This is a genomic window from Reichenbachiella sp. MSK19-1 (genome assembly GCF_003590315.1).
Lineage (GTDB): Bacteria > Bacteroidota > Bacteroidia > Cytophagales > Cyclobacteriaceae > Reichenbachiella > Reichenbachiella agariperforans.
In genome coordinates this window covers 1,003,842-1,019,697 of the sequence record NZ_MIER01000002.1, presented here as the reverse complement: position 1 = coordinate 1,019,697, position 15,856 = coordinate 1,003,842, and the positions used below count along the sequence as shown (strand labels likewise).

General features: G+C 42.6%; 18 protein-coding genes. 6 read left to right on the top strand and 12 right to left on the bottom strand.

Translation table 11 applies throughout. From position 1 onward, the window contains the following. Positions 1-5 precede the first annotated feature (5 nt). A complete protein-coding gene (locus tag BGP76_RS04330) occupies positions 6-971 on the bottom strand; it encodes a calcium/sodium antiporter (RefSeq protein WP_073119007.1) in 966 nt (321 codons plus the stop codon). Between the two features lie 289 nt (positions 972-1,260). Here BGP76_RS04330 and BGP76_RS04325 point away from each other — a divergent pair, with 289 nt between their 5' ends. Then, the gene (locus tag BGP76_RS04325) at positions 1,261-1,773 is read left to right on the top strand and encodes a hypothetical protein (protein ID WP_073119009.1); all 513 of its coding nucleotides are present in this window, start codon (positions 1,261-1,263) and stop codon (positions 1,771-1,773) included. A 31-nt stretch (positions 1,774-1,804) separates the two neighbouring features. Here BGP76_RS04325 and BGP76_RS04320 read toward each other — a convergent pair whose 3' ends face one another. Then, positions 1,805-2,104, bottom strand: a complete 300-nt coding sequence (locus BGP76_RS04320) for a DUF3817 domain-containing protein (protein WP_119843734.1) — start codon at positions 2,102-2,104, stop codon at positions 1,805-1,807. Between the two features lie 43 nt (positions 2,105-2,147). Beyond that, complete coding sequence (locus BGP76_RS04315) at positions 2,148-2,363, bottom strand: RNA-binding S4 domain-containing protein (RefSeq protein ID WP_073119013.1); 216 nt, start codon at positions 2,361-2,363, stop codon at positions 2,148-2,150. A gap of 119 nt (positions 2,364-2,482) precedes the next feature. On the opposite strand from BGP76_RS04315, the gene BGP76_RS20490 reads away from it, so the two are divergent. Then, positions 2,483-2,614 carry a hypothetical protein gene (locus BGP76_RS20490; protein WP_255416060.1) on the top strand — a complete coding sequence of 44 codons (132 nt, stop codon included), beginning with the start codon at positions 2,483-2,485 and terminating at the stop codon, positions 2,612-2,614. Between the two features lie 176 nt (positions 2,615-2,790). Next, on the top strand, positions 2,791-4,020 hold the full coding sequence (locus BGP76_RS04310; RefSeq protein WP_119843733.1) for an outer membrane beta-barrel protein: 1,230 nt from the start codon (positions 2,791-2,793) through the stop codon (positions 4,018-4,020). A 136-nt stretch (positions 4,021-4,156) separates the two neighbouring features. Here BGP76_RS04310 and BGP76_RS04305 read toward each other — a convergent pair whose 3' ends face one another. Both BGP76_RS04305 and folK read right to left on the bottom strand, forming a co-directional pair. Further along, entirely contained in the window at positions 4,157-4,906 is a 750-nt protein-coding gene (locus BGP76_RS04305; RefSeq protein ID WP_119843732.1) for a sulfite exporter TauE/SafE family protein, read from the bottom strand. A 2-nt stretch (positions 4,907-4,908) separates the two neighbouring features. Then, a complete protein-coding gene (gene folK, locus BGP76_RS04300; RefSeq protein ID WP_099599098.1) occupies positions 4,909-5,388 on the bottom strand; it encodes a 2-amino-4-hydroxy-6-hydroxymethyldihydropteridine diphosphokinase in 480 nt (159 codons plus the stop codon). Between the two features lie 79 nt (positions 5,389-5,467). On the opposite strand from folK, the gene sppA reads away from it, so the two are divergent. Both sppA and bioB read left to right on the top strand, forming a co-directional pair. Continuing rightward, positions 5,468-7,222 carry a signal peptide peptidase SppA gene (gene sppA / locus BGP76_RS04295; RefSeq protein ID WP_119843731.1) on the top strand — a complete coding sequence of 585 codons (1,755 nt, stop codon included), beginning with the start codon at positions 5,468-5,470 and terminating at the stop codon, positions 7,220-7,222. Positions 7,223-7,279: 57 nt separating this feature from the next. Next, positions 7,280-8,287 carry a biotin synthase BioB gene (gene bioB / locus BGP76_RS04290; RefSeq protein ID WP_119843730.1) on the top strand — a complete coding sequence of 336 codons (1,008 nt, stop codon included), beginning with the start codon at positions 7,280-7,282 and terminating at the stop codon, positions 8,285-8,287. Positions 8,288-8,586: 299 nt separating this feature from the next. Here the strand turns inward: bioB and BGP76_RS04285 are convergent, their stop codons facing one another. From BGP76_RS04285 to BGP76_RS04270, 4 genes are all read right to left on the bottom strand, one after another. Next, a complete protein-coding gene (locus tag BGP76_RS04285; RefSeq protein ID WP_073119024.1) occupies positions 8,587-8,958 on the bottom strand; it encodes a DUF6768 family protein in 372 nt (123 codons plus the stop codon). A 4-nt stretch (positions 8,959-8,962) separates the two neighbouring features. Next, complete coding sequence (locus tag BGP76_RS04280; RefSeq protein WP_119843729.1) at positions 8,963-9,532, bottom strand: RNA polymerase sigma factor; 570 nt, start codon at positions 9,530-9,532, stop codon at positions 8,963-8,965. Positions 9,533-9,707: 175 nt separating this feature from the next. Further along, positions 9,708-10,799, bottom strand: a complete 1,092-nt coding sequence (locus tag BGP76_RS04275) for an endo-1,4-beta-xylanase (RefSeq protein ID WP_119843728.1) — start codon at positions 10,797-10,799, stop codon at positions 9,708-9,710. Positions 10,800-10,808: 9 nt separating this feature from the next. Beyond that, positions 10,809-11,621, bottom strand: coding sequence for an SDR family oxidoreductase (locus BGP76_RS04270; protein ID WP_119843727.1), 813 nt, complete (start codon positions 11,619-11,621; stop codon positions 10,809-10,811). A 278-nt stretch (positions 11,622-11,899) separates the two neighbouring features. Here BGP76_RS04270 and BGP76_RS04265 point away from each other — a divergent pair, with 278 nt between their 5' ends. Further along, entirely contained in the window at positions 11,900-13,573 is a 1,674-nt protein-coding gene (locus BGP76_RS04265) for a hypothetical protein (protein ID WP_119843726.1), read from the top strand. Here BGP76_RS04265 and BGP76_RS04260 read toward each other — a convergent pair. From BGP76_RS04260 to BGP76_RS04255, 3 genes are read right to left on the bottom strand one after another with little or no spacing between them, the layout of a single operon-like run. Then, positions 13,546-13,905 carry a hypothetical protein gene (locus tag BGP76_RS04260; RefSeq protein ID WP_073119031.1) on the bottom strand — a complete coding sequence of 120 codons (360 nt, stop codon included), beginning with the start codon at positions 13,903-13,905 and terminating at the stop codon, positions 13,546-13,548. The genes BGP76_RS04265 and BGP76_RS04260 overlap by 28 nt on opposite strands. Beyond that, positions 13,905-14,054 carry a DUF5989 family protein gene (locus tag BGP76_RS20435; RefSeq protein ID WP_221407478.1) on the bottom strand — a complete coding sequence of 50 codons (150 nt, stop codon included), beginning with the start codon at positions 14,052-14,054 and terminating at the stop codon, positions 13,905-13,907. The genes BGP76_RS04260 and BGP76_RS20435 overlap by 1 nt, the downstream gene beginning before the upstream one ends. Continuing rightward, the gene (locus BGP76_RS04255; protein WP_119843725.1) at positions 14,055-15,854 is read right to left on the bottom strand and encodes a carbamoyltransferase; all 1,800 of its coding nucleotides are present in this window, start codon (positions 15,852-15,854) and stop codon (positions 14,055-14,057) included. Between the last annotated feature and the right edge of the window lie 2 nt (positions 15,855-15,856).

Here is a 15,856-nt window from a genome sequence, read left to right as displayed (position 1 = left end):
TATTTTTAGCCTCGCAACACGAGGTATACCAAATAAGCTAAATATACAAGAACGAACACAAAACCCATAAAGCGACCAATCCGCGCTTTGCCACCAATCACAATAGCCGTGATGAGTAAGGTACTAGACGCAATCACCATCAGGATATCAGAGTTAGAAACCACATCAAAGGGTAGCGGTCTGATAACCGAACTCAACCCTAAAATCCATAAGAGATTAAAAATACTAGATCCTACTACATTACCCACAGCAAGATCAGCCTGCCCTTTTCGGGCAGCCATCGCTGAAGTTACCAGTTCGGGCAATGAAGTACCAATAGCCACCACCGTCAGCCCGATAAACGTTTCACTCAGACCAAAGAGCAACGACAATTCAAAAGCACCATCTACGACCCATTTGCCTCCCAAAAACAACGCTAAAGATCCTGCAACTACATATATGATTGATTTGGCACGTGGCAATAAGTTTTCATCCACCTCTGACTCTGGCTCTGGCTTATCACTAGGATTTTTGGACACCACATAGATATAGGTCATGAATAGCCCAAAAAAGAACAATAAAATCACCCCATCATAGCGACTCAGGGTTAACCCCTCCACATCTACGAACAAGTCTGCATTAGCCAGGAAACCTACCATCACAGTGGCAAACAGAGAAATTGGAATCTCAGTAAAATAAATACTCTTCTGTATAGGTAGTGGCTTAATGAGTGCTGCTACACCCAAAATTAACAGCACATTAGCGATATTGCTACCCAGTACATTTCCGATAGCCAACTCAGAACTCCCGTCAAAACTAGCGAGTAAGTTGACAATCAACTCAGGCATACTCGTACCAAACGACACGATGGTCAGTCCAATTACCAATTCTGGTATATGATTTCTTTTGGCGATAGCCGAGGCACCCTCGACGAGATAATCCGCTCCCTTGATGAGCAGTACAAATCCAACAATAAACAGGACGTATACCATAGGTGATTTAGGTTAGTAGATGGTTAATAAGCCCTAAAACTAAGCAATATTTCTAGGTTTGAATTTCCTAATCCCGAAAATTATATTGTGATTATAATGATAAATTGGATAGATCTAGGAATCGCCTCAGGTTTTATGGTCAATTCCAAATAAAGTGTATTTTTGAGATGAAGCAGAGCGATCTATTCACTCTTCAATCAGCAAATCAGGTCTCGATGACCTGCCCTCCCCCTGTAGTATCCCAGCCAAAAACTCATATTGTATATTGAGCCATTAGTTATTCAAAAACATGAAAAAACTTTTCCTAATTATTATGTGGGTGTCTCTATTGGGATGGGATGCCAAAAGTCAAACTACCGAAGCTTGGTCACAAATCAATTACGAGGATCTAACACCTCAGATTATGTCCACACTCAACGATGAGATTGCTAAAATGAATCTGGATTTCATCCTTTTCAATTTTTATAAGCATACAGAAGCCCCACTCTACCCTGTCGAGTTCCTGAGGCAAGGTGTCGATATCACTACACTGGGGGGCTTAGAGTTTATCATTTTCAATCCCGATGGCAGCATCAACGAAAAACGGTATAAATATTACTCCGACGAGCTACTGATTTCTACGCCACTCGAAATGATCATGACGATGCAAGAAAAAACCAAAAACCACGAGCTCAATTACCTCACCAAAATAGAGCTTTCATCTGGAGAGGCCAGCTATCGTGCAATCACAGCCGATTCCACCTTCGTATTTAACGAACGGATGGAATACCTCCATGCATTGGCTGTCCAAAAAGCGCTATAAACAGAAAGAATCTTCTCTTATTCTATCTGACTTAGGAGGAACTCTCAGGTTTGAATATTTTGGCATCTGCAACAAAGGTTCCAAAAGGTACCAGAGACGCCCCGAGCGCCAAAACAGATGTTTTGAAACTCCACTTATGAATCATAATGTTCTGAAAGCAAAAGAGTAGATAAAGAATAAACAACCAGCCATGAGCCATACCTACTACATAGTTGGGTTCGGGTATGCCCAGCATGTACTTCATAGGCATAGTAATGCCAAACAACAAGTAACTGATCCCTTCTAATATGGCCAAAAGTCTCAGTCTCCCGATAGGTGATTTGATGTTCATCTTAAGAATAAATTGCTGTGAATACTAGAAATACTACACTCAGTTACTGTTCTACTTTTGCTTCGTCTGTACCAAATACAATGTGATCACCAGCGCGCATTTTTTTCCTACGACGGGTTTCCACTTCACCATTGACGGTCACTTCTCCCTCATCGATACGAACCTTAGCCTCTCCTCCTGTAGCAACCCACCCGAGTGCTTTAATAAGGTTATTAAGCTCTATATATTCTTCGTCTGCTTTTAATTTGAATAGTTCCATTACTGTGGGAATGATGCGACTGCAAATTAGAACACGCAATGTGGAGTGACAAAGTATTAGGTATAAAGTATTGGGCTTTGTAGCGTCAATCTGTAAAGTTTTTGGGAGCAAAACTGAAAATGACTAGAATATATAGCCGCTCCATCCAACCCAACACCTCCGTCACTTCGGGCGAGCCCAGCTACGAGAAGTCTGATTTAGTCTTCTACTGCCCACAGCGAAAACTAGCTCCTACACACATGACTAATTAGCCTCAACGAGAAACAATACCATCCAGCCAAAGCCCAAACCAGCAACTTCACTTGCCCTGTCTAAGCTATACTACCGCTGTGTTTCCAAAAGATGACTCAACTATCGCATTATTCTCACAATAATAAATAACATTGTAGCTTAACAAAAATCAGTAATTCACTACAGAATCAACCCTATGAAAAAACAACTTCTACTCCTAGCCTCAACCTTACTCTCAATAAATTGTTACTCACAGATCATCTTTGAAAATGGGTATTACATTAACAAATTGGATCAAAAAATTGTTTGCCAAATTAAAAACAATGACTGGAGAAACAACCCAACCAAATTCGAATACAGATTATCGGAGGGCGATGAAATTAAAATGGGAATTATTGACTCCATTCAAGAGTTTTCTATTGGGAACAACTCAAAATACATCAGACGAACAATTGATATTGACAGATCTAGTGATAATGTCATTTATTTGAGTAATGAGAAAAAACCAATCTTCAACGAAGAAACACTTTTCTTAAAAGTACTCTTTGAGGGTAAATCAAATCTATACGAATACGTTGATGGGAATTTAAGAAGATATTTTTACTCTACAGAAGAACACTCAAATACCCAGCAATTAGTCTACAAACAATTTAAGAATAAGGAAAATAAAATAGAGGAAAATAATAGGTATAAACAACAATTATGGAATGACTTAAAATGTCCTTCCTTCGAAATGAGAAGGTTCGAAAATATTGATTACAAAAAAAATGATCTAGTAAAAATTTTTAAAGCTCATAGCCTTTGTCATAACTCTGAGATGATTGATTTAGAACAGAAAGAAAAAAGAGATCTGTTTAACCTTACTCCAAAAGTCCATCTAAACAACTCTTCCCTAACTTTAAAAAACTCTGTTGCAGACTATGAATATACTGATTTTGGACATAAAACAAATTTCGGATTTGGCGTAGAGGCAGAATTCATCCTCCCCTTTAATAAAAATAAATGGAGTATTTCAATAGAGCCCACCTATCAATACTATAGTGCCAAAAAATCAACCGAAGCAACTGTTTCTAGAAGAGATGTAACTCTTATAAAAGAAATAGACTACAGCTCTGTTGAAATCCCTATTAGTTTAAGATATTATCTTTTTCTTAATGAAAATTCAAAACTATTTATCAACGCTTCAATCATAGAGGACATAACCTCATCATCTTCTGTCAGTTCTATTAGGAATGATGGTTCAAACGAATACAAGTTAGATATTGATACGCAAAGAAATTGGGCTTTCGGCTTGGGTTACAAATACAACGATAAATACAGTTTAGAGATTAGATATCAAACAAGACGAGAAGTGTTAAAAGAATACGTTTTCTGGAGTTCTGATTATAGAACACTAGCGGTAGTTATTGGTTACACCTTATTCTAAACAATCAGCTTCTGCACCAAAAACCCCAATCTATCGCATTTCTAAATGCGACAAATTCTCCTAATCACAACTTAAATCTTGCCAGAAAGGACTCTACCGTTGATTAACGGTAGAGTCCTTTCATTACAGTATTCTCCTAAAAAAACCAAAGTTTGATGGCCATGCCCGATACTGCTACGATGAGGAAGTAGCGAATCCATTTGTCTCCTTTGGCGACACTCCATTGGCTGGCAGCCCAACCACCGATAGCAGTCCCACAACCCAGTGTCAGCCCGATGATCCAGTCAATCTGACCTTCCCACACGAATACCACCAATGAAAAGAAGGTGTACACGAGTGCCACGAAAACCTTGATGCTATTGACCTTGACCAGCTTCATCTTGTTGACCATGCTCAGGGTGGCCATGATGATAAATCCTATCCCCGCATGAATGAACCCACCGTAGATTCCAATAAAAAAGAAGAGTACGACACTAGTGATTCGCTTGGACAGAGACATGTCTTCCTCTAGGTTCTCACGTGGTTTGGCCGTACCGAATATCGTCATCAACAAAACCACAACCATCACCACCGCGAGGATTTGGTTAAACAACTCTTCCTCGATATCGATGGCAACTTTTGCACCGATCACTGCACCGATCAGTGAACTAATCGAGAGCCATATCGCAAAAGGAAAGGCAGAGACGCCCTTGCTCGAAAAACCGCGTACAGCGAAGATATTTTGCATGAATATGCCGACACGGTTGGTTCCATTGGCAACTGAGGGAGGCAGCCCCATAAAGATCAGCACAGGTAATGTCAGCAGCGATCCTCCTCCTGCCACGACATTGATAAACCCACACAACAACCCTACTCCAAACACTAGTAGATAGTGATAATACTCCATATTTATACTGATTTGACTTCTAATACATCTTTGCACTCTTCCAAAAGATCCAGTTGGGACTTGCCCAACACGGGATGGACAAAATCACGTGCTATCTCTACCAAAGGCACCAAAGTAAATCGTCTGTTTTGGATCTGAGGGTGAGGAATCACCAGATTGCTTTGGTTGATCACCTCCTTGTCGTAGTACAACACATCGATATCTATGAGCCTAGTCCCCCATCGTTCGTAGCGGACACGTCCGAGTTCTTTTTCGATCGTAAGACAGAGACGCAGAACCTCTACCGGTACACAATCCGTCTCCACCTTTAGCACCTGATTGAGAAAATCCTCCTGATCCTCCTTGCCCCAAGCCGACGTACGATAAATCGACGAAGCTGTAATAACCTGTCCGATTTCGTTACTAATACGACCAAATGCTTGTTGCAAATTGGTTTCCTTTTCGCCCATATTGGTACCTAACAGCAGGAAGCAAACACTCATGAATTATTTTTTTGTATTTTTAAACGTGTGAAGTTGAATAGCTTTGCAATATCCCCCAAATTAATCGTAACATAATCGTATGACTTTTTTAAAATCTGTATTCTCCACGCTCGTCGGGCTGCTTATTTTCAGCTTTGTGATCGGCTTTTTCTTCTTTGTCACCATTGCGGGCCTCATCGCGATCAGCTCTGACGAAGCGCCCGAAATCACCCCTAACTCCGTCTTGACGGTGAATCTCAGTGGATTCATCCACGAGCGCGTGGCGGAGGACCCATTCAAGGATCTATTTCCTGAATCTGCTGACAACAAACTCGCGCTACTCGAAACCATCGAGACCATCGCTCGTGCCAAAACCGACGACAACATCAAAGGCATCTACCTTCGTCATGGAGGAATAAGTGGCGGCTACTCGGCGCTACACGAGATACGTGCCGCTTTGGAAGAATTCAAATCCAGTGGTAAATTTATCTACAGCTACGCAGAGTACATGCCTGAGGCCAATTACTACGTCGCGTCAGTCGCAAACGAGATCTACCTCAACCCCGCCGGTGGCATGGAATTCAACGGCTTGTCGGCCAACGTCTCTTTCTTCAAAGGACTATTAGACAAACTCGATATCGAGGCACAGATCTTCCGTGTAGGCACCTACAAAAGCGCCGTGGAACCGTTTTTCCGAAAAGACCTCAGTGAAGCCAACCGGGAGCAGATGACCTCATTCATCAACGACATCTACGACAATTACCTCCTCAATGTGAGTGAGACTCGTGGGATCGCACTGGACAAACTACGTGGAATATCGGATCAGATGCTTGCTCGTGAGCCGGAGGATGCACTCAAACTCGGCCTCATCACCGCTGTAGATTACGAAAACGGCATCAAAGACAAAATGAGAGAAGCGCTCGGTTTGGAGAAAGACGAGGACATCCAGTCAATCAACCTGCAGGCATATGCCAAATCCAACTCCCCTACCTACTCCTCCAACAAAGTGGCGGTCATCGTCGCAGAGGGTGAAATCGTATCGGGCAAAGGAGACACCGAAACGGTAGGCTCTGACAAATTCGTCAAAGCCATCCGAGATGCGCGCAAAAGCGACCGTGTCAAAGCAGTCGTCATACGCATCAACTCCCCTGGAGGATCGGCACTCGCTTCTGATGTGATGTGGAACGAAATCATGCTCACCAAAGCTGTAAAGCCTGTCATCGCTAGCATGTCTACAGTAGCAGCTTCGGGCGGATACTACATGGCTATGCCCTGCGACACGATCGTCGCTCAGCCTATGACCATCACTGGATCGATCGGTATCTTCGGGATGATCCCCAACATGGGCGGCTTCCTCGAAAACAAACTCGGCATCACCAATGACGGTGTGAGTACGGGAGAGTTTTCCAACCTATACCGTGTGTCAAGCGCACTCAATGAAGGCGAAAAAGCCATCATCCAAAACATGGTAGAAAGCGGCTATGAGTCCTTTACCTCCAAAGCAGCTCAAGGCCGAAACATGAGCATCGAAGATCTCAAGGCTGTAGCATCCGGTAGAGTATGGACAGGTGCACAGGCCAAAGAAAACGGATTGGTCGACGTACTCGGTAGCTACAACGACGCAGTAGAACTCGCCGCAAATGCTGCCAACCTCGACGGAGACTACATGATATCCTACTACCCTGCCCTCAAGACCAAGTGGGAGGAGCTCCTCGGCAGCATGGCCAACGAAGCGGAAGCCAGAATCATGAAAAACAAGTATGGCACCATGGCCGAATATGTCGAAAAAGTAAAAGAACTAGAATCTTACAAAGGTATTCAGGCGAGAATGCCATTTGAAATAGAAATTAAATAGTTTTACGGCTCAATTAGATTACAACCCCTCTGGGGTCAAGCATAAATATTCGATTCAATGATTATAAGAAACGATTGGACTAGAGAAGAAATCACGGAGATATACAACACGCCTGTCATGGACTTGATCTACCGCGCGGCGACCGTGCACAGAGCCTACCATGACCCCAACGAAGTGCAAGTATGTACGCTACTCTCTGTCAAAACGGGTGGATGCCCCGAAGACTGTGCCTATTGTCCACAAGCAGCACGATATCATACAGATGTCAAAGTAGAGAAACTCATGGACGTAGACAAGGTCATCAAAGCTGCGGCTGATGCCAAAGAAGCAGGAAGTACTAGATTCTGTATGGGTGCTGCCTGGAGAGAAGTTCGCGACAACAGGGATTTTGACAAAGTCCTCGAAATGGTCAAAGGTGTCAACACCATGGGTATGGAAGTATGCTGTACTCTCGGCATGCTGACCGAAGACCAAGCAGAGAAACTCAAAGACGCTGGGCTATACGCCTACAATCACAACCTAGATACCTCAGAGGAACACTACGAAGAGATCATCTCTACCCGTACCTATGACGACAGGTTAGATACCCTCAACAACGTGAGAAAGGCCAAAATATCAGTTTGTTCTGGCGGGATCATCGGATTGGGAGAAAACCACGACGACAGAGTCGGTATGCTACACACCCTCGCAACACTCGTCGAGCATCCTGAATCTGTCCCTGTCAATGCACTGGTACCTGTAGAAGGAACTCCACTCGAAGATCAGCCGAGAGTATCGATCTGGGAGATGATTCGAATGATCGCTACGGCACGCATCATCATGCCAAACACCATGGTACGATTATCTGCAGGACGTGTACGTATGACTGTCGAAGAGCAAGCAATGTGCTTCCTTGCAGGAGCTAATTCAATCTTCGCTGGAGACAAACTACTCACCACGCCAAACCCAGAAGAGGACTTAGACAAGCAGATGTTCCAAACACTGAATTTAAAGCCAAGAGCTTCATTCAAAGATCAAGAGCCAGCAGTAGAATTCAAGCAAATTCCTGAGCAACAAGAGGCCTAAGACCTCTTGTACTACATACAAAACCAAAAAAGGTCAGCGTTTGCTGACCTTTTTTGGTTTTGTATTGCTTCCTCTCTTACTTTCTTCGGGTCACCCTGTATTTCTGGGGGAGAGGTAGTAGATCACTTCGTTATTCAAAATTCATTGTTCGAAATTCGCTATTGCTTTTTTATAAAATAATCACCTATTATGAGTCTTTGAGGTAATATTTAAATGATTGGAATAACGAATCTCAAATGCTCAATGTCGAATATTGATTCTTATCCCCAGAAATACCTACTAATCCCTTTCTTCATCGTTTATGACTTACTGACTAACAGTAGTTCTAGACGTTTGATTTCTCTCATCAGGGCGTTCTTATCTAGCTGATTCCAGTTCCAAACCTTAATCATGGAGGCCATAATTCCCGAACCGAACATAGCAGCCCCCCACCGTATCATCTCTCGGATATCATCTGTATTGACAAACTGATAAATGGAATAAAACATAAGAGTAGTAAAAAGAAATGTCACAACCATAAACAAAATGTTCAACCAACGTAGTTTGCCGATATACAAGCCTGACAACATCTCAGGCAAGGATTGCTCATGCAGGTTGTCGTAATAAGCAGTCTCTTCTTTCGAAAGTGCTTTTTTAATCATGTCATCAATTTCTTTATTTTGATCTTTCATCGCATTAATGTTTTAGAAGTTCTTTTAATTTTTCTCTAGTGTGATAAAGCCTCGACTTAACCGTCCCCTTGGGTATCCCCAAAATATTTGAAATACTTTGGATGGAATGAGACTCCATATAATACAGCGTCATAATCAGTTTGCTCTCTGCAGGTAGTGTCGCCATCATCTGCTCTAGGCGACTCAGTGATTGCTCAGTAGTGTCTTCAAAACTGCCAACACTGTCAACAGTATCAGAATCATGATTTCTATAACATCCATCTGTCTCTCGATTGTTTAATTCTATATTCACCTTTTGTTTTCTCAACCAATCGATAGATCGTCTATCCACGATGGTTCTAATCCACGATCCAAAATTGGAGACATCCTCCAACTTGTGCAGATGACCAATCAACCACTGCCATACATCCTGCACGATGTCTTGAGACTGCTCATGGTTGCCGGTTCGGATAAAGGACTGATAGATCAAATTCTCATGCCACCTGACAACCAATTGTTCAAAAGCCTCCTGGTCTCCGTTTCGTACTTGCATCACCAACAATTCATCCAGTATTTGAGCCTTTCTTTTGATCATTTGCTATTAAGTCGTAGTAATATCTATATGGTTCAATGATTTTAAAGAAATATTTTAAAGATTCTCATTTAATCAAAACCATACGATCACAAAAAACGCAAGCCCTGACCTAGAGTCTATCTCTACATCAGGGCTTGCGTTCTACATCCTAAGTCTTGGTTCTGGAGTCTTGGTTCTAGAACTTCACTACTTCCCAATATACCTCTTTCGGTTCGTTGTTTTGATCGAAAAGCAAAGGATAGTCTTTGCGATCTGGTACTGGAAAGTGATCTAACCAACTGTACTGATCTGATACATTCCAGAAAGTCACAGAGGACAGCTTCTCTTTGTTCTCTCTAAAGACACGAAATATCATATCGTATTGAGCGATCTGTTTTTGTTTCAATTCGTTCGTAAAGGTATCATCATCATCGGCACGTTTGTCACGTGGAGCGTGCTCTTTAGGGTAAATTGATACATCTAGCTCCGTAATTTGCACTTGCAATCCCATACCTGTAAAACGATCAATAGTCGCTCTCAAAGTAGACTCACTTGGTTCGTACACCGACCAGTGTCCCTGAATACCTACCCCATCGATCGGTACACCTGCTTCTTGCAATCCCTTGACCATCTTATAAATCTTCTCTCGTTTGACTGGGTTGATCACCTCATAGTCGTTGTAAAACAACTGTACATCTGGATCTGCCGCTCTAGCGAACTCGAATGCCTTAGCGATGAACTCCTCTCCACAGATCTGGTACCATTTGGAGTCTCTGTAAAACACATCAGACTGATCAGAGATGGCTTCATTGACCACATCCCATGCATAGATCACGTCCTTGTAGCGCGTCACCACGTCAGTGATGTGTCGCTCCAGTCGCTCGTACAACACCTCTTTACTCACGTCATTGCCCAGCGAATCCACGAACAACCAGTCTGATGCTTGATTGTGCCAGAGCAAAGCGTGTCCACGTAGCTTCATATTATTGGCCTTAGCAAATGCTGCTATCTCATCAGCAGGTGCCCAATTGTACTTGTCTTCCTTCGGGTGGATCGGCCCTGACTTCATCACGTTCTCAGGTGTCATGCTCACGAAGTTGTCCTTGATCAACTGCGCTTGTTTGCCCTTGAGTGCCCTAGGAGACACGGCTACCCCTATCGGAAAATAGTCCTTGTAATAGGTACTCAATCCCAAATCTTCACTTTCTTCCGATTGTTTGTCCTGACTCGGATTACACGCCAACAGCAGTGCCGACACTGCTAGTATTTTCAAATCTACTTTCATCATATTCTATTGTTACACCCCACTAAATGCACTAAAACCACCATCTACTGGCAACACCACTCCAGTCACAAAAGTAGCAGACTCGGAGCACAAAAACTGAACTGCCCCGTTCAATTCTGTAATCTCACCAAACCGTCCCATAGGCGTCTTGGCTATCACTTTTTCACTGCGGTCTGTGAGGCTTCCATCTTCGTTGAGCAGCAATTTTCTATTTTGATCCCCGATAAAAAAGCCTGGTGCGATGGCGTTGACACGTACTTTGTCTCCATAGCGTCTCGCCATCTCAGCAGCCATCCATTGGGTGAAGGAATTGACACCTGTCTTGGCTACCGAGTAGCTCATCACTCGCGTGATAGCCGTATAAGTCGCCATGGATGAGATATTGATGATCGAACCAGCACCTTGCGCCGCGATAGCTTCTCCAAAGATCAAACTTGGATAAATTGAGCCCTTGAGATTGACGTCCATCGCATAGTCGATTTCGCCCAAGTCTAGATCAAAGATCTGCTGATCCTCCTTTTGGGTCGCTCCGGGGATATTACCCCCAGCTGCATTGATGAGTACATCTATCCGACCAAACTGATCCATGATCTGCTGCTTGGCGGATTGGAGACTTTCCGTATTCATGACATCACAGGAGATACCTACTACATCTGAGTTTATAGGGGTAAGTTGCGCCACCTGCGCCTCCAATTTATCCTGACTCCTACTAATGAGTACCACCTTGGCTCCCTCTTGAGCAAAATGCTGCGCCATACTACCTCCTAACACTCCCGATCCTCCGGTAATGACCACCACTTTGTCTTGTACACTAAAATTTGTCATTGAATATTAATTATGAGTTGGGTTATCGGATGCCATAATCGCCTATTGTTAACCAGCTTATTTTCTAACAGAATCAGTCAATAGTGGTGATAATAAAATGAACACCGCACTAGTCTCTAATTCAGAAGTAACCCAATATCGCTCCCTATAACTTTTTACCTACTTAAATCTCAACAAAGAAAGCACTTATCACCAACTCACGCAACCGATTGCGTAGATTAATTACTATATTTCCACTTTGACGTAAATACAAGAACAACACATTCAAATACGCAGCATTGACTAAAGAAGCACTTTATAAACTCATCACTGTTTCACTTCCCATTGTACTCCTACTCCTACTAGAAGGAGCTTTAAGAATTACTGGATATGGTCAGAATTATGCACTATTCAACCAAGTGAGTATAGAAGGAAGACCTGACTACCTAGAGATGAATCCTGCAATTGCCAAAAAATACTTTAAAGACAAAGGCTTTCACTCAGACAATCAATTTGACTTATTTCTCAAAACTAAAACAGACAGTACATACAGGGTATTTGTACAGGGTGCTTCGACGACTGTAGGATTCCCTTATTATCACGGAGGGGCATTTCCTAGAATGCTCAAACATAGATTGTCGCAGACCTTTCCTGAAAAGAACATAGAGGTCGTCAATACGGGCATCACTGCTGTAAACTCCTATACACTGTGGGATCTAACCGATCAAATCATAGATCAAAAGCCAGACTTGATCATCATCTATGCTGGTCACAATGAATACTACGGCGCTTTAGGAACTGGATCATCCAGATCATTGGGTCGTCAACCTACCTTGGTCAGAATTTATCTATACCTGAAAGATTTTCGCTTTTTTCAGTTACTAGAGAATACCATGTCAAGCCTCATAAACCATGAAGCCAACCCTTCCAAAATAGGCGAAACAACCCTCATGGAAGTGATGGCAAAAGAACAGCGCATCCCACTCCAATCCGAAAGCTACCAAACAGGCATAGATCAATTCGAAAGCAACATGGACAGGATACTAGCCAAATACAAGAAAAATAATATCCCTGTCATCCTCTCCACTCTCGTATCCAATGAAAAAGACATCAAACCCTTTATTAGTGACAGTCTGGAAAATGAAGAGGCGCTGATCCATGACCTTAAAAACTCAAGCCTATCTGCTGCCACCAAAAAAGCACAAAACAACGCACTGGCTGCTTATTTACTTGGGCAATATTATCTCGAATACCATATAGATTCAGCACAGAAGTACCTCCACCTAGCCAAAGAATTAGACCTTTTGAGGTTTCGTGCTCCTGACGATATCAACCGTACAATCCTTCGTTTAGGACAAAAGCACGATTACCCGCTAGTCGATATGGAAAAAGTATTTCTGACACATTCTCCCAAGAAAGTCATCGGCGATGAACTGATGATGGAACATGTCCATCCTAATGTCCAAGGCTACTTCCTGATGGCAGACGCCTTCTATGAAAAAATGAAAAAGTTGAATCATGTGAGTAACAATTGGCCAACCTACATCAGTTACGATGAAGCGATTTTGGATCTCCCAATCACAGCGATTGACTCAATCAAGGGAAAATACGTGACCGATAATCTAAAGAAATCATGGCCGTACAATCTAAAAATGGCGGGATCCCGTGCCCTGATGCCCTATTCTTTAGAAAATGCATCTTATGAAGAGAAAATGGTACTGAATCTAATCAACAATCGATCAACATGGAAAGAGGCCATGACACAATCCTACGAAATGTACAAGCGGAAGGGTGATTACAAACAAGCACTCAAAGTAGCCCAATCATTGATTTTGGAATATCCTGAAACAGCTAAATTGTATCGCTCCGCGGGTGAAATGTGTATAAAGCTCAACCAGCCAGACAAAGCCAATTACTACTTTCAGAAGTATGCTTTTCTGTCAGATCACCAAGGTCTTTCGATATCCTTCTGACTGAATAGATGATTTCGTGTATAAAAATGAGAATTTCCTTTCTTCTTTTTCAGTATATGATTGCTCCCTGTCAATCTCTGAAAAAAGGATACAGGGACGAGAAAAAAATAAAAGATGACAAACATGGTCACATAGTTCATGACCACTCCTAAATAGCGAGAGAAGATCAGCCAAACTCTACCAATTACAAGGGTTAATCTTTTAGAAATCAAGGCTAAAGTCAACAAACCAATTGACAAATACACCAACCAACCAATCTCCAACCACAGCGAAGCAACAAGCGATGCTAAAGCGAGTACTACGATAGTTTCCAGTGCTGTTTCCCTATTCATCAAAACAATGTATAAATGAATGGCGCCAATGCAGTACCACTGGCAAAAAAAATCAGAACCCCGAACAACAAGAAAATAATAAAGAGCGGCACTAGCCACCACTTTTTTCTTTCCTTGAGAAAGAGGAAGAACTCTCTAATAAACTCCATCTATTTTTCGATTATATAATTTTCCAACACCAATATATCCATACCAGATTTCTCAAAACAACGAAACGCATCCTCTGGGGAATTGACGATGGGTTCATCTTTGATATTAAAACTCGTATTGATCAGTACGCCCGTGCCCGTCAATTGCTTGAATGACTGAACCAAGCGCCAAAACGCAGGGTTTAATTCTTTTTTCACCACTTGAACCCTCGCTGAAAAATCGACATGCGTGACAGCAGGCAGGCTCGACTTTCTCAATTTACGCTTTTCCTCCAAACTATATTCATAAAAATCTTTCGGCAGGACTTCCCTCAATGACTCTTTGACCATGCTGGTAAAAAGCATATAGTAAGAGTGTTTGCTAAGATCAAAATACGCCTCATAATCCTCCTCGCATACCACTGGGGCAAACGGTCGAAAACCTTCTCTGAACTTGATTTTCATATTCAGATTGTACTGCATATCTGGGTCAGTAGCATCTGCCAAAATACTTCTGTTGCCCAAAGCTCTAGGGCCAAATTCGGTTCTACCTCTAAACCAACCCACGACTTTCTTATCTGCGATGTATTGTGCGGTGACTTTGGTAAGCTCTTCCGTACGCTCAAAATATTGGTATTTGTATTGATGCTTTCGCAAAAGTCGTTCGATGTACTGATTGCTATACTGAGACCCTAGATAGACATCAAAAGGCTGCTCCAATCCATGAAAGCATCTATCCTCGCTGAGATACGATGCAGCCAATGCCGCACCCAAAGCCCCGCCAGCATCCCCAGCAGCTGGCTGCACATAGATATCATCAAAAACCTTCTCTGCAAACAAAACCGAATTAGCCACGCAGTTCAGTGCTACCCCTCCTGCCAAACAGAGATTGCTTTCGCCTGTTTCTTGTTTTACATGCTTCATCAACTTGAGCAACACTTCTTCTGTGACCTTTTGTGCAGCCATAGCCAAATCAGCATGGGTTTGATCCAACACTTCTTCTGGCAACCTTCTTTTCACCCCGAACAGCTTTTGCCATTTTTTCGGGTTCACCATTCGCAAACCCACGGAATATTCAAAATAAGCGCTATTCAATTTGATCGAGCCGTCAGGTTTGATATCTACTAGATTTTCTCGAATGAGATGGATAAAATCCAACACACGCTCTGAGTTAGGATTTCCATAAGGAGCCAGCCCCATCATTTTGTACTCACCAGCATTCACCTCGAAACCCAAGAAATAGGTAAATGAAGAATAAAGCAAACCTACAGAATCAGGAAAATGCAGCTCTCCTCGCACCTCAACACCCCTTTCTCCACATGCGACACCATAGGAAGTCGTCACCCATTCGCCTACACCATCTACAGTCAGATAGGCGCTTCGATCAAATGGAGAAGTATAAAAAGCACTAGCGGCATGTGAGAGATGATGCTCCGAAAAATGAATCGGTATTTTGATTGTTTTGGTTTGGGCCAATGCCTTAAGCCGTTTTCTAATGACCTGCTTCATGAAAAGCTTTTCCTTGAGCCATACAGGCATTGCCATGGCAAAAGACCTGAAACCTCTGGGAGCAAAAGCGTAGTAGGTTTCCAACAGTCTTTCAAACTTCAAATAAGGTTTGTCATAAAAGACGATTTGATCAATATCATCGACAACAAGCCCTGCTTCGTGAAGACAATAGGCTATAGCCTGCTCAGGAAAAGATGCATCATTCTTAATTCTGGAAAACCTCTCTTCCTGAGCTGCATACAGTACTTTTCCGTCCTGTACTATAGCAGCAGCCGAATCATGATAGTACGCAGAAATGCCTAAAATTTTCATTT

Bases quoted from the DNA above. Each gene is read 5' to 3' on its own strand.
- sppA (WP_119843731.1), top strand. From the start codon at position 5,468: ATGACTTTTTTAAAATCTGTATTCTCCACGCTCGTCGGGCTGCTTATT.
- BGP76_RS04315 (WP_073119013.1), bottom strand. From the start codon at position 2,363: ATGGAACTATTCAAATTAAAAGCAGACGAAGAATATATAGAGCTTAAT.
- BGP76_RS04330 (WP_073119007.1), bottom strand. From the start codon at position 971: ATGGTATACGTCCTGTTTATTGTTGGATTTGTACTGCTCATCAAGGGA.
- folK (WP_099599098.1), bottom strand. From the start codon at position 5,388: ATGAGTGTTTGCTTCCTGCTGTTAGGTACCAATATGGGCGAAAAGGAA.
- BGP76_RS04275 (WP_119843728.1), bottom strand. From the start codon at position 10,799: ATGATGAAAGTAGATTTGAAAATACTAGCAGTGTCGGCACTGCTGTTG.
- BGP76_RS04310 (WP_119843733.1), top strand. From the start codon at position 2,791: ATGAAAAAACAACTTCTACTCCTAGCCTCAACCTTACTCTCAATAAAT.
- BGP76_RS20490 (WP_255416060.1), top strand. From the start codon at position 2,483: ATGACTAGAATATATAGCCGCTCCATCCAACCCAACACCTCCGTCACT.
- BGP76_RS04285 (WP_073119024.1), bottom strand. From the start codon at position 8,958: ATGAAAGATCAAAATAAAGAAATTGATGACATGATTAAAAAAGCACTT.
- BGP76_RS04280 (WP_119843729.1), bottom strand. From the start codon at position 9,532: ATGATCAAAAGAAAGGCTCAAATACTGGATGAATTGTTGGTGATGCAA.
- BGP76_RS04320 (WP_119843734.1), bottom strand. From the start codon at position 2,104: ATGAACATCAAATCACCTATCGGGAGACTGAGACTTTTGGCCATATTA.
- BGP76_RS20435 (WP_221407478.1), bottom strand. From the start codon at position 14,054: ATGGAGTTTATTAGAGAGTTCTTCCTCTTTCTCAAGGAAAGAAAAAAG.
- BGP76_RS04325 (WP_073119009.1), top strand. From the start codon at position 1,261: ATGAAAAAACTTTTCCTAATTATTATGTGGGTGTCTCTATTGGGATGG.
- BGP76_RS04260 (WP_073119031.1), bottom strand. From the start codon at position 13,905: ATGAATAGGGAAACAGCACTGGAAACTATCGTAGTACTCGCTTTAGCA.
- bioB (WP_119843730.1), top strand. From the start codon at position 7,280: ATGATTATAAGAAACGATTGGACTAGAGAAGAAATCACGGAGATATAC.
- BGP76_RS04270 (WP_119843727.1), bottom strand. From the start codon at position 11,621: ATGACAAATTTTAGTGTACAAGACAAAGTGGTGGTCATTACCGGAGGA.
- BGP76_RS04305 (WP_119843732.1), bottom strand. From the start codon at position 4,906: ATGGAGTATTATCACTATCTACTAGTGTTTGGAGTAGGGTTGTTGTGT.
- BGP76_RS04255 (WP_119843725.1), bottom strand. From the start codon at position 15,854: ATGAAAATTTTAGGCATTTCTGCGTACTATCATGATTCGGCTGCTGCT.